Raw genomic sequence first — 13,186 nt, 5'->3', positions numbered from 1 at the left:
CCCGCCGCGCGGCCCAGCCGGCCGCGCGCCGCCGATGCTCGCCAGGCGCCGTTCGCGCGCCCCTCGAAGAGACGAATACTCGCTATGTTTGAAAAAATCCTCATTGCCAACCGCGGTGAAATCGCGCTGCGCATCCAGCGTGCGTGCCGCGAACTCGGCGTCAAGACGGTGGTCGTCCACTCGGAAGCCGACAAGGAAGCCAAGTACGTGCGCCTCGCGGACGAAGCCGTCTGCATCGGCCCGGCCCCGTCGAACCTGAGCTACCTGAACATGCCGGCGCTGATCAGCGCCGCGGAAGTCACCGATGCCGAGGCGATCCACCCCGGCTACGGCTTCCTGTCGGAGAACGCCGATTTCGCGGAGCGCGTCGAGCAGTCGGGCTTCACGTTCATCGGCCCGCGTCCGGAAACGATCCGCATGATGGGTGACAAGGTCACCGCGAAGCAGACGATGATCAAGACCGGCGTGCCGTGCGTGCCGGGCTCGGAAGGCGCGTTGCCGGACGATCCGAAGGAGATCGTCAAGATTGCGCGCACGATCGGCTATCCGGTCATCATCAAGGCGGCTGGCGGCGGCGGCGGGCGCGGGATGCGCGTCGTGCACACCGAAGCCGCGCTCGTCAACGCGGTCAACATGACCCGCGAGGAAGCCGGCCGTGCGTTCGGCAACCCGCAGGTGTACATGGAGAAGTTCCTCGAGAACCCGCGCCACATCGAGATCCAGGTGCTGTCGGACGCGCACAAGAACGCGATCTGGCTCGGCGAGCGCGACTGCTCGATGCAGCGCCGCCACCAGAAGGTGATCGAGGAAGCGCCGGCGCCCGGCATTCCGCGCCGCCTGATCGACCGCATCGGCGACCGCTGCGCGGACGCGTGCAAGAAGATGGGCTACCTCGGTGCGGGCACGTTCGAATTCCTGTACGAAAACGGCGAGTTCTACTTCATCGAGATGAACACGCGCGTGCAGGTCGAGCATCCGGTATCGGAGCTGATCACGGGCGTCGACATCGTGCAGGAACAGATCCGCATCGCGGCCGGCGAGAAGCTCGCGCTGCGCCAGCGCGACATCCAGTTCCGCGGGCATGCGATCGAATGCCGGATCAACGCCGAAGATCCGTTCAAGTTCACGCCGTCGCCGGGCCGGATCACGTCGTGGCATACGCCGGGCGGCCCCGGCGTGCGCGTCGATTCGCACGCGTACAATGGTTATTTCGTCCCGCCGAACTACGATTCGATGATCGGCAAGCTGATCACCTACGGCGCGACGCGCGAACAGGCGATCCGCCGGATGCGCATCGCGCTGTCGGAAATGGTCGTCGAAGGCATCCAGACCAACATCCCGCTGCACCGCGAGCTGATGATCGACTCGAAGTTCGTCGAAGGCGGCACCAGCATCCACTACCTCGAAAACCGGCTCGCGCAGAAGCAGCAGGTCGCACCGGAAGAAGCGTAAGCATGAGTTATCGCGAACTCGTCGTCGAACTGGCCCGCGAGCATGCGGAGGCCCTGTCCGACGCGCTGCTCGATCTCGGCGCGCTGTCGGTGTCCGTCGAGGACGCCGACGCCGACACGCCCGACGAACAGCCGCTCTTCGGCGAGCCGGGCCTCGTGCCCGATCGCACCGCGTGGCAGCATTCGCGCGTGGTCGCGCTGCTGTCGGCCGACCACGAGCCGGCCGTGCTGCTCGCGGCGGCCGCGAACGAGATCGGCATCGCCGAAACGCCGAAGTTCGTCGTGCGCGAAGTCGAGGAGCAGGACTGGGTGCGGCTCACGCAGTCGCAGTTCGAGCCGATCCCGATCGGCGAGCGGATCTGGGTCGTGCCGTCGTGGCACGATGCGCCCGATCCCGATGCGCTCGTCCTCGAGCTCGATCCGGGCCTCGCGTTCGGCACCGGCAGCCACCCCACTACCCGGCTGTGCATGGAATGGCTCGAGCAGTCGGTGAAGCCGGGCCAGTCGGTGCTCGACTACGGCTGCGGTTCGGGCATCCTCGCGATCCTGGCGAAGAAATGCGGGGCGAACCCCGTGATCGGCATCGACATCGATCCGCAGGCGGTCGAATCGGCGCGCCAGAACAGCGAACGCAACCGCGCGGAAGTCACGTACGGGCTGCCCGACGCCTGCCCGGACGGCGAATTCGACATCGTCGTCGCGAACATCCTGTCGAACCCGCTGAAGCTGATGGCCTCGATGCTCGCGTCGAAGGTCAAGCCGGGCGGGCGCATCGCGCTGTCCGGCGTGCTCGCGCGCCAGGCCGACGAAGTGGCGGCCGTCTATGCGCGCTACGTCGACATCTCGGTCTGGCGCGAGCACGAAGGTTGGGTATGCCTCGCCGGAACCCGCCGCGAAAGCCATTAGAATAGCGCTGTCCTTCACTCTGGCCAGCAGGCCGCCCGGCTCGACATGCTTCTTGCGACGCGCTGCCCTCATTGCGAAACCGTCTTCCGGCTGCAGCAGGAACAGCTCTCGCTGCACCAGGGGCTCGTGCGCTGCGGGCATTGCCACGAAGTCTTCAACGCCGCCGAATCGCTCGTTCCCGAGTACGCGCGGCAGCCCGAGCCGGCCTTGACCGAACCGGCTGCCGCGCCGCAGGGCGGCGACGCACGCCAGCAGGCCGCCCCGGCTCGGCTGTTCGCCACCGACGCGCCGCCCGAATTGCCGACCGGCGCCGATTACAAGCCGGAAGGCTGGGACATATGGGCGCCGTGGCTCGACGGCGGCGTCGATCCGTCGCTGCAGCACAGCGCCGAGACCGTGCGCACCGAACCGCTGATACCGCTCGCGCTTCCGTCCACGGAAGCCGGCGTCGTCCATCTGTCGGGTACGCCCGAGCCGTTCGCGTCGTCTCCGGCCGAGCTCGATGCCTCGGCAGCCGTCGAGCAACCGGCCGAACCGCATTCGCCGCAACCGCACGAACCGCACGAAACCGGGGAAGCCGCGTCGTCGCCCGCGCCCGTCGAGCGCGACCCGCGCGAGCCGCGCTTCGTCGCTCACCTGCCGCCCGAAACGGAAACCGCCGCCGAACCGGTCGAACCCGTCGTGCCCGCGCACTTCGCGGCGCCCGACGACGAACGCGCGCCGCGCGAACCGCGCTTTGCGTTCAGGCCCGCGCCCGCCGTTACCGAAACCGAAACCGCATCGGAACCCGATACCTTCGCCGGGCACGACAAGGCCCCGACGACAGCAGCGGCCGACGAACCGATCATCCAGCCAGACGTCCAGCCGGCCGTCCAACTGGCCGTCCAACCGGCCGTCCCGTTCCCCGCCGCACCGACCGATGACGATCGTCCACACTTCGCCGTCACGCGCGAGACGCGCGCGCCACAGCGGCGCGGGATGCTCGGCGGCTTTTTCGGCGGCCTCGTCGCGGCCGCGCTGGTCGCCCTGCTCGCCGCGCAACTGGCGTGGTGGCAGCGCGAAACGCTGATGATCTACTGGCCCGCCACGCAGGGCTGGTTCCGGCAGGCGTGCGCGCCGCTCGGCTGCACGGTCACGCCGCCGCGCGCGATCGACGGATTGCGGCTCGACGCGACCGACCTGCGCCAGCTCGACGGCCCGCGCGAGCTCGAACTGAAGGTGCCGCTGACGAACCGCTACCGCGTCGCGCTCGCGTACCCGTCGCTCGAACTCACGCTGCTCGACGACACCAACCACGTCACCGTGCGTCGCGTGCTCGCGCCGCGCGACTACGTGCGCCCGGGCACGCCGATCGACGCCGGGCTGCCGCCCGGCACGACGCAGACGATGGTCGTCCGCCTCGAAACGAACGGCACGCCGGCCTCGAATTTCCGCGTCCAGATCTTCTATCCGTGACGCGCCGCGGCGCGCTTGCGCGCCCGTCTCAACCCGCGCGCCCGAGCGGCGCGCTATTTCGGAGCACGAACATGAGCAAAGTTACGCTGGGTGGCAACCCGATCGATCTCGCCGGCACGTTCCCGGCCGTCGGCGCGCAAGCCGCCGATTTCAAGCTGGTCGGCAAGGATCTCGCCGATCTGACGCTCGCCAGCTTCGCCGGCAAGCGCAAGGTGCTGAACATCGTGCCGAGCCTCGACACGCCGACCTGCGCGACGTCCACCCGCAAGTTCAACGAAGCCGCGTCGTCGCTCGACAACACGGTCGTGATCGTCGTGTCCGCCGACCTGCCGTTCGCCGCCACGCGCTTCTGCACGACCGAAGGCCTCGCGAACGTCGTGACGGCATCGACGTTCCGCACCGGCCGCGCATTCGCGAACGCGTACGGCGTCGACGTGACGAGCGGCCCGCTGAACGGCCTGACCGCGCGTGCGGTGGTGGTGCTCGACGCGCAGGACAAGGTGATCCACGCGGAACTCGTCGGCGAAATCAAGGACGAGCCGAACTACGATGCAGCGCTCGCCGCACTGAAGTAAGCTTTCTTCCGCTTTCCCCTGCCGCGCCGCGCCCTTCGCGCGGCGTTGTCGCGCAGGGCCCCTCATTTCTACAGGAACGCACACCTTGGCTACGCTGATTTGCGGCTCGATCGCCTACGACTCCATCATGACCTTCGAAGGGCGGTTCCGCGAGCACATCCTGCCCGACCAGGTGCACCTCATCAACCTGAGCTTCCTCGTGCCGACGATGCGCCGCGAGTTCGGCGGCTGTGCGGGCAACATCGCGTACGCGCTGCACCTGCTCGGCGGCGATGCGCGCATCATGGCCACGATGGGCGCGTTCGACGCGCAGCCGTATCTCGACCGGTTCGACCAGCTCGGCCTGCGCCGCGACCATGTGCGCGTGCTGCCCGATACGTACACCGCGCAGGCGATGATCACGACCGATCTCGACAACAACCAGATCACCGCATTCCACCCGGGCGCGATGATGCAGTCGCACCTGAACCATGCGGGCGACGCGCCGGACATCAAGCTCGCGATCGTCGGCCCGGACGGTTTCGACGGAATGGTGCAGCACGTGGAAGAACTCGCCCGCGCCGGTGTGCCGTTCGTGTTCGATCCGGGCCAGGGCCTGCCGCTGTTCGACGGTGCGACGCTGCGCCGCAGCATTGAACTTGCGACCTATGTAGCGGTCAACGACTACGAGGCCAAGCTGGTGAGCGACAAGACGGGATGGTCCGAAGACGAAATCGCCAGCCGGGTCGACGCTCTCGTCATTACGCGCGGCGAGCACGGCGCGACCATCCGCCACAAGCAGGGCACGGAGCAGATTCCGGTCGTGCCGGCCGAGCGCATCGCCGATCCGACCGGCTGCGGCGACGCCTTCCGGGGCGGCTTGCTGTACGGCATCGAGCACGGTCTCGACTGGGCAACCACGGGCCGCCTCGCGAGCCTGTTGGGCTCGCTCAAGATCGCTCATCAAGGGCCCCAGACTTACGTACTGACGCGCGAGGAAATCGACGCACGCTTCGAGACTGCATTCGGTTACAGTCTCAAATGAATATTGTGGGAGAGCAAAGATGTTGACCAGAAAAACCCTCACGCTCGCGGCCATGCTGACGGCCACGCTGACCCTCGCCGGCTGCTTCACGGCACCGGGTTCGGCGGATGTCTATAGCGTCGGCCAGGCGCAGCGCGAACAAACGGTCCGCATGGGCACGGTCGAAAGCGTCCGCGCGGTGCGCATCCAGTCCGACGGCGGCGGCAGCGCGATCGGCACGCTCGGCGGCGGCGCACTCGGTGCGGTCGCGGGCAGCGCGATCGGCGGCGGCAAAGGTTCGATCCTGACGGCGATCGCCGGCGGCCTCGTCGGTGCGGTCGCGGGCAACGCGGTCGGCGAAAACCTCAGCACGGCGAACGGTGTCGAAATCACCGTGCGTCTCGACAACGGCGACCTGCGCTCGATCACGCAGGCAGCGAGCGGCGAAGCGTTCCGCGCCGGCGAGCGCGTACGCCTGCTGTCGAGCGGCGGCGTCACGCGCGTCACGCACTAACCGATATCCTCAGCACGCGGCGCAAGCCGCGGTCGAACGCATGTGCGAAGCCGCGCATGCGTTTTTTTTCGTCCGCCCGTTTTCGTCCGCGCTCGCGTCGGCCCGCCGATCGATGACCCATACGGACGAATACGGACGAAAAAAATCCCGCCACCTGAGCTGAGCCAGATGGCGGGACTGATTGAGTAGCGCTACTCAACCCACGGACACATGAGTGTCCGGGTGATGCTGCTCAGCCGCGATTACGGACGGCTGCCGGTCGGGAACGGCCATGCGGCTGCCGGGTTGAGCGCGGTCTTCACGCCCGATGCCGGCGCAACCGATGCGGTCGACGCGGTCGTTGCCGGCGCAGCCTTCTTCACGACGGCCTTCTTCGGGGCAGCAGCCTTCTTCGCCGGTGCGGCAGCCGTCTTCGCAGGGGCAGCCTTCTTGGCGGGCGCAGCCTTCTTCGCGGCAGCCTTCTTCGCCGGCGCGGCCTTCTTCGCAGCAGCCTTCTTCGCCGGCGCAGCCTTCTTCGCAGCAGCCTTCTTCGCCGGTGCGGCCTTCTTCGCAGCAACCTTCTTCACTGCGACTTTCTTGGCTGCAACCTTCTTCGCGGCGGCCTTCTTAGCCGGTGCTGCCTTCTTTGCAGCAACCTTCTTCACCGCGACCTTCTTCGCTGCGACCTTCTTGGCTGCAACCTTCTTCGTTGCGACCTTCTTCGCTGCGACCTTCTTCGCAGCAGCCTTCTTCGCCGGTGCTGCCTTCTTCGCGGCAACCTTCTTCACCGCGACCTTCTTCGCGGCAACCTTCTTCACCGCGGCCTTCTTCGCCGGAGCAGCAGCCTTCTTCGCAACGGTCTTCTTTGCAGCAACCTTCTTAGCAGCCGGTTTCTTCTTGGCAGTAGCCATGTTGTTCTCCTTCAGGTTCAGATGAGAGTCAGTTCAAACTACACCCTTCGTCAAAACCCGCTTCCCGCGGACGCTGTTCAGGACGTGCGCTTCGAAGCGGGCTATTCATCGGCGTACGCAGATACCGCGCGCTTACGCTAATGAATACGGTATGGCGCGCGTGACCACCCGGCCTCGCGCGCCAAATCAAGTCGGTAGCCGGCGCACCTCGCGCCGCTACCCCTAATCGCTTGATCAAGCGGACCGCCACACGGCCGTCCGCTTTTTCCGGAGGGAAGTTTGCCCATCCCACTGAAGGGTTCGCAAAGTGCCTGTCGTATCGTTGGGCCGCTAAGGCACCGGGCATGCTTTGCATCAGGCGTTCTTGCTCCTAAACCTTGGGCCGGGGCCGAGAGGCCACCGGCTGCTCCATCATGTAACGGGTTCGCTGCTGCGGGTTATTCCCAGGACAGCGCGCCCCCCGTCTGATACTCGATCACACGCGTCTCGAAGAAGTTGCGTTCCTTCTTCAGGTCGATCATCTCGCTCATCCACGGGAACGGGTTTTCCTCGTTCGGGAACAGCGGGTCGAGGCCGATCTGCTGGCAACGGCGGTTGCTGATGAAGCGCAGATAGCTCTTGAACATCGACGCGTTCAAACCCAGCACGCCGCGCGGCATCGTGTCCTCGGCGTAGCGGTATTCGAGTTCGACAGCCTGCTTGAACAGCTCGCGGATCTCGGCGCGGAATTCCGCGGTCCAGAGATGCGGGTTCTCGAGCTTGATCTGGTTGATCAGGTCGATGCCGAAGTTGCAGTGCATCGACTCGTCGCGCAGGATGTACTGATATTGCTCCGCAGCACCCGTCATCTTGTTCTGGCGGCCGAGTGCGAGGATCTGCGTAAACCCGACATAGAAGAACAGGCCTTCCATGATGCAGGCGAACACGATCAGCGACTTCAGCAGCTTCTGATCCGCTTCGAGCGTGCCGGTCTTGAAGGCCGGGTCCGTCAGCGTATGAATGAACGGGATCAGGAATTCGTCCTTCGCGCGGATCGACGTGACCTCGTGGTACGCGTTGAAGATCTCGCCTTCGTCGAGGCCGAGCGATTCGACGATGTATTGGTACGCGTGCGTGTGGATCGCTTCCTCGAATGCCTGGCGCAGCAGGAACTGCCGGCACTCGGGCGCCGTGATGTGGCGGTACGTGCCGAGCACGATGTTGTTCGCCGCGAGCGAATCGGCCGTCACGAAGAAGCCGAGGTTGCGCTTCACGATGCGGCGCTCGTCCTCGGTCAGACCGTTCGGGTCCTTCCACAGTGCGATGTCGCGGGACATGTTGATTTCCTGCGGCATCCAGTGGTTCGCGCAACCGGCCAGATACTTTTCCCACGCCCACTTGTACTTGAACGGCACCAGCTGATTGACGTCAGTCTGGCCGTTGATGATGCGCTTGTCGGCGACATTGACCCGCGCTTCCGTACCGCTGGCGGGAACAGCCGATGCTTGCGGCGGCACCGCAAGATCGCCTTCGAAAATATCACGGACCTGATGGGCGGCAGGCGTTGCAGCCTGCATTCCGACAGCCATCCCGGCGGAGGTGCGCATCGCGTTTTGCTGCGCTCCGCTCGCGGGGGTTACGGCAGTCTTCTCGTCATCCCAGTTGAGCATAAATTCTCACCATCAATTTAGAACGGTTTGTACCATCTTTTCCTGAGCGATAAAAGGGTTCGCTCACGAAAAATCCTTTTTTCGATTCGCGTTGCGACCTCGATACAACACTTTGAGCAACGCATCGTCATTCATGCAGCGCGCGATGTGAGTCGCGCTTGTATCGCGAGGTGCGCTCGACGCGTCGAACGCTGATCGAAACGCGACGTCGTCGGGGCTGTTTCGATCGCTTGTCACTGCCTGCAACGCAGGTGTCGCGTTACAGATTCCTTATCATTTTTTTAGTTGAGAGCGGCGCACACTTCAACCTCGATCGGTCGTCGTGCGCGCCGCCCAGGCCTGCTTCTCAGGTCAGGCGCACTGCGTTACTGGCACGCTTCGCACTCGTCGAAGCCGGGGTCGCCCGGACGCATCGTGCACACCGGACCGTCTGCTTCGACCGGCGCGAGTGCCGGCGCCGCGTTGACCGCACCCGACGATGCAGCGCCGCCTGCCGCACCGAAGCCGCCCGCCGCGCCTTGCGCGCCGCCGCTGCCTGCACCGCCGCTGCCTGCACCGCCGCTGCCTGCACCGCCGCTGCCCGCACCGCCCGTCGGCACCGCGTTCAGCGCGCCGTGCGCGACCGTCGACTTCTCGACGTGCGTCGCCGCCATCGTGCGGAGGTAGTAGGTCGTCTTCAGGCCGCGCAGCCATGCGAGCTTGTACACCTCGTCGAGCTTCTTGCCCGACGCGCCGCCCATGTAGATGTTCAGCGACTGCGCCTGGTCGATCCACTTCTGGCGACGCGATGCCGCTTCGACCAGCCACGTCGGGTCGACCTCGAACGCGGTCGCGTAGATCGCGCGCAGGTCGGCCGGGATGCGGTCGATGCGCGACAGCATGCCGTCGAAGTACTTCAGGTCGGCGACCATCACTTCGTCCCACAGGCCGCGCTCCTTCAGGTCGCGGACGAGATATTCGTTCACCACCGTGAATTCGCCCGACAGGTTCGACTTCACGTACAGGTTCTGGAAGGTCGGCTCGATACAGGCCGACACGCCGATGATGTTCGAGATCGTCGCCGTCGGCGCGATCGCGACGCAGTTCGAGTTGCGCATGCCGTGCGTGGCGATTCGCGCACGCAGCGTCGTCCAGTCGAGCGATTCCGACGTGTCGACCTCGACGTAGCCGCCGCGCGCTTCCGTCAGCAGCTTCAGCGTGTCCTGCGGGAGGATGCCGCGATCCCACAGCGAGCCGCGGTAGCTCGAGTAGCGGCCGCGCTCCTCGGCCAGCTCGGTCGACGCGTAGTACGCGTAGTAGCAGACGGCTTCCATCGAACGGTCGGCGAACTCGACCGCCGCTTGCGACGCGTACGGCGTGCGCAGCAGGTGCAGGCAGTCCTGGAAGCCCATGATGCCCATGCCGACCGGGCGGTGCTTCAGGTTCGAGTTACGCGCCTTCGGCACCGCGTAGTAGTTGATGTCGATCACGTTGTCGAGCATGCGCATCGCGACGCTGATCGTGCGCTTGAGCTTGTCGTGGTCGAGCGCGTAGCTGCCGTCGGCCTGCTTCACCAGGTGGGCGACGAGGTTCACCGAGCCGAGGTTGCACACCGCGATTTCGGTGTCGCTCGTGTTCAGCGTGATTTCCGTGCACAGGTTCGACGAGTGGACGACGCCGACGTGCTGCTGCGGCGAGCGCACGTTGCACGGATCCTTGAACGTGATCCACGGGTGGCCCGTCTCGAACAGCATGCCGAGCATCTTGCGCCAGAGCTGCTGCGCCGGGATCTTCTTGAACAGCTTGATCTCGCCGCGCGCGACCTTGTCTTCGTAAGCCGTGTAAGCCGCCTCGAATTCCGCGCCGAACTTGTCGTGCAGGTCCGGGCAGGTCGACGGCGAGAACAGCGTCCAGTCGGCGCCTTCCATCACGCGCTTCATGAACAGGTCGGGAATCCAGTTCGCCGTGTTCATGTCGTGCGTGCGGCGACGGTCGTCACCGGTGTTCTTGCGCAGCTCCAGGAACTCCTCGATGTCGAGGTGCCACGATTCGAGGTACGCGCAGACCGCGCCCTTGCGCTTGCCGCCCTGGTTCACCGCGACGGCCGTGTCGTTCACGACCTTCAGGAACGGGACCACGCCTTGCGACTTGCCGTTCGTGCCCTTGATATGCGAGCCGAGTGCGCGCACGCGCGTCCAGTCGTTGCCGAGGCCGCCGGCGAACTTCGACAGCAGCGCGTTTTCCTTCAGCGCCTCATAGATGCCGTCGAGATCGTCCGCGACCGTCGTCAGGTAGCACGACGACAGCTGCGAGCGGTGCGTGCCCGAGTTGAACAGCGTCGGCGTCGAGCTCATGAAGTCGAAGCTCGACAGCACGTTGTAGAACTCGATCGCGCGCGTTTCGCGGTCGATCTCGTTCAGCGACAGGCCCATCGCGACGCGCATGAAGAATGCCTGCGGCATTTCGATGCGGGTGCCTTCGACGTGCAGGAAGTAGCGGTCGTACAGCGTCTGCAGGCCGAGGTAGCCGAACTGCAGGTCGCGGTTCGCGTCGAGCGCTTCGCCGAGGCGCTTCAGGTCGAACTGCAGCAGCTTGTCGTCGAGCAGGCCGGCGTCCACGCCGCGCTTCAGGAACTGCGGGAAGTATTCGGCGTAGCGGGTCGACATCTCGGCCTGCACGACTTCCTCGCCGAGGATCTCGCGACGGATCGTGTGCAGCAGGATGCGGGCCGTGACCTGGCTGTATGCCGGATCCTTTTCGATCATCGTGCGCGCCGCGAGGATCGCCGAGTCGTAGACCTGGCTCATCGGCACGCCGTCGTACAGGTTCTTCACCGTCTCCGCGACGATCGGGTCAGGGTTAACCGCAGCGCCGAGGCCGTCGCACGCCGACACGATCAGCGCGCGCAGCGCGTTCAGGTCGAGCGGGCGCGTGACGCCGTTGTCGACGACGTTGATGCCGGTGGTCGACTCGCCGCCCGCTGCCGCCGCTTCCTCGCCCGCATGCTGGCGCTCGAGGTGACGCTTCTCGCGGTACAGCACGTACGCACGCGCGACGTTGTGCTCGCCGCCGCGCATCAGCGCGAGTTCGACCTGATCCTGGATGTCTTCGATATGGAACGTACCGCCGTTCGGGCGGCTGCGCACGAGCGCGCGAACGACGTTGTGCGTCAGTTGCTCGACCTGCTCGCGTACGCGCGCCGATGCCGCGCCCTGCCCGCCATTGACGGCCAGGAAAGCCTTGGTCACCGCGATCGCGATCTTCGAGGGTTCGAACGACACCACGCTGCCGTTGCGGCGGATCACCTTGTAGTCGGCGAACGTGGCCTGCGGCGCGAGCGCCTTCGCGCCCTGTTCGGTCCCGCCGAGCGGACGGCTCGAGGCGCTCTCGTACTGGGACGTCGCGTTGTCGGTGGTTTGCATGTGCAAAGCTCCTGGTGTTGGATGGTGCGGAGAGAACCGCGGATTAAAACGAACGCTGCGCAATGCGGTGCGCGAGCGGTAAGAGGCGAGCGATGCGCCGGGGAAGCCGGTTCGGTCGATGCGCGACAACCCGGCCGGTCGTGTGCTTCGTCATGTGTACCCTGCCCCGTCGATGTTCGCTGCGCTGGTCGCGACGCCCGGACCGCCCGGCCTGACGCGCCGCCTTGAGAACCCTGTCCGCCGACGTTGCCCGCCGGCCGGTGCCGCTCGGGTTTTCCCCTGCGACACACACTATATCTAGTACAGAACCGCTCAACTGGCACCAAGTATAGTGGACATTCGGAGGACGTCCAAACGGATAATTTGCGATAGAGGTCTTGACATCGCTCACGCGCAGACACGGCAAGGCATTGGTCGGAGAAAAAACTTTCTCCGATCAAAAAACCCCGCGATCAGTGCTGACGGAAAGGAAAGTATTCGGCGGAAAAACCGGCATCGCTCGCGAAGCGTTGCCAATCGAAATGCGGGCCCGGGTCGGTCTTGCGGCCCGGCGCGACGTCCGAATGCCCGGCGAACGCATCGACCGGGTAGCGCGCGGCGAGCGCGCGAGAGAGCGCGGCGAGCACCGCGTATTGCGCATCGTCGAACGGCACGTCGTCGGCCCCCTCGAGCTCGATGCCGATCGAGAAGTCGTTGCAGCGCGTGCGGCCGAAGAACTCGGACGAGCCCGCATGCCATGCGCGCTCGTCGCACGACACGAACTGCACGAGTTCGCCGCCGCGACGGATCAGGAAATGGGCGGACACGCGCACGCCGCGCAGGTGGCTCTGGTAATAGGGGTGCGCATCGCAGTCGAGACGATTCAGGAACAGCGCCTCGATCGCGTCGCCGCCGAATTCGCCGGGCGGCAGGCTGATGTTGTGGACGACCACGAGCGTCGGCACCGCACCCGCGGGCCGCGCCTCGAAGTTCGGCGACGGCGCATGGCGCGCTTCGCGCACCCAGCCGTTCGCGTCGACCGACAACACCGGCGCGTCGCTCATCGGGCGTCGCGGCCGTTCACGCGCGCGGCGTGGCGCTGCGCATGCTCGGCGCTGCAGAAGTATTCGCCGCTCGCGGCGATGGCATCGCCCTTCGGCGCATGCACGCCGCACTCGGCGCAGCGCACCATCGGTTCGGGCAGCGAGCCGCCGTTCGGGCGCGCGGCACCGGCGCCGGGCGCACCGCCGTTACCGGCGCCGCGACCGCCGCGCGCCTGCGCCTGTTCCTGCGCGTGGCGCAGCTTGCGCGCGAGCCACGAACCCGCGAAGAAGAGAAGAATCAGGAGAAGAATCTGTCGCAT

Annotated in this window: 12 protein-coding genes; 6 read left to right on the top strand and 6 right to left on the bottom strand. The window is 65.9% G+C overall.

What is annotated here, in order from left to right; genetic code table 11:
* The first annotated feature begins 84 nt into the window (after positions 1 to 84).
* The 6 genes from accC to CFB35_RS02605 all read left to right on the top strand — a co-directional run bounded on the left by accC (position 85) and on the right by CFB35_RS02605 (position 5,904).
* A complete protein-coding gene (accC, locus tag CFB35_RS02630) occupies positions 85 to 1,452 on the top strand; it encodes an acetyl-CoA carboxylase biotin carboxylase subunit (protein ID WP_089464527.1) in 1,368 nt (455 codons plus the stop codon).
* Positions 1,453 to 1,454: 2 nt separating this feature from the next.
* On the top strand, positions 1,455 to 2,357 hold the full coding sequence (gene prmA / locus CFB35_RS02625) for a 50S ribosomal protein L11 methyltransferase (protein WP_034186386.1): 903 nt from the start codon (positions 1,455 to 1,457) through the stop codon (positions 2,355 to 2,357).
* 45 nt (positions 2,358 to 2,402) lie between these two features.
* Positions 2,403 to 3,812, top strand: coding sequence for a zinc-ribbon and DUF3426 domain-containing protein (locus CFB35_RS02620; protein ID WP_089464526.1), 1,410 nt, complete (start codon positions 2,403 to 2,405; stop codon positions 3,810 to 3,812).
* 71 nt (positions 3,813 to 3,883) lie between these two features.
* Positions 3,884 to 4,387, top strand: coding sequence for a thiol peroxidase (gene tpx, locus CFB35_RS02615; protein ID WP_050013872.1), 504 nt, complete (start codon positions 3,884 to 3,886; stop codon positions 4,385 to 4,387).
* Positions 4,388 to 4,472: 85 nt separating this feature from the next.
* Positions 4,473 to 5,411, top strand: coding sequence for a carbohydrate kinase family protein (locus tag CFB35_RS02610; RefSeq protein ID WP_059580925.1), 939 nt, complete (start codon positions 4,473 to 4,475; stop codon positions 5,409 to 5,411).
* Between the two features lie 19 nt (positions 5,412 to 5,430).
* A complete protein-coding gene (locus tag CFB35_RS02605) occupies positions 5,431 to 5,904 on the top strand; it encodes a glycine zipper 2TM domain-containing protein (RefSeq protein ID WP_059580922.1) in 474 nt (157 codons plus the stop codon).
* A gap of 242 nt (positions 5,905 to 6,146) precedes the next feature.
* Here CFB35_RS02605 and CFB35_RS02600 read toward each other — a convergent pair whose 3' ends face one another.
* From CFB35_RS02600 to CFB35_RS02565, 6 genes are all read right to left on the bottom strand, one after another.
* A complete protein-coding gene (locus CFB35_RS02600) occupies positions 6,147 to 6,794 on the bottom strand; it encodes a histone H1-like DNA-binding protein (protein WP_081059044.1) in 648 nt (215 codons plus the stop codon).
* Positions 6,795 to 6,822: 28 nt separating this feature from the next.
* Positions 6,823 to 7,149, bottom strand: a complete 327-nt coding sequence (locus tag CFB35_RS02595) for a hypothetical protein (RefSeq protein WP_081059043.1) — start codon at positions 7,147 to 7,149, stop codon at positions 6,823 to 6,825.
* 82 nt (positions 7,150 to 7,231) lie between these two features.
* On the bottom strand, positions 7,232 to 8,443 hold the full coding sequence (locus CFB35_RS02590) for a ribonucleotide-diphosphate reductase subunit beta (protein WP_089464525.1): 1,212 nt from the start codon (positions 8,441 to 8,443) through the stop codon (positions 7,232 to 7,234).
* A gap of 365 nt (positions 8,444 to 8,808) precedes the next feature.
* Positions 8,809 to 11,844 carry a ribonucleoside-diphosphate reductase subunit alpha gene (locus tag CFB35_RS02580; RefSeq protein ID WP_089464523.1) on the bottom strand — a complete coding sequence of 1,012 codons (3,036 nt, stop codon included), beginning with the start codon at positions 11,842 to 11,844 and terminating at the stop codon, positions 8,809 to 8,811.
* 452 nt (positions 11,845 to 12,296) lie between these two features.
* Complete coding sequence (gene ampD / locus CFB35_RS02570) at positions 12,297 to 12,887, bottom strand: 1,6-anhydro-N-acetylmuramyl-L-alanine amidase AmpD (protein ID WP_059580913.1); 591 nt, start codon at positions 12,885 to 12,887, stop codon at positions 12,297 to 12,299.
* Positions 12,884 to 13,186 carry a PP0621 family protein gene (locus CFB35_RS02565; protein ID WP_089464522.1) on the bottom strand — a complete coding sequence of 101 codons (303 nt, stop codon included), beginning with the start codon at positions 13,184 to 13,186 and terminating at the stop codon, positions 12,884 to 12,886. Before CFB35_RS02565 ends, ampD begins: the two co-directional genes overlap by 4 nt.

Source organism: Burkholderia sp. AU16482 (assembly GCF_002223285.1).
Classification (GTDB): domain Bacteria; phylum Pseudomonadota; class Gammaproteobacteria; order Burkholderiales; family Burkholderiaceae; genus Burkholderia; species Burkholderia semiarida.
The sequence above is the reverse complement of the archived record's forward strand: the minus strand, read 5'-3'. Positions and strand labels throughout refer to the sequence as shown.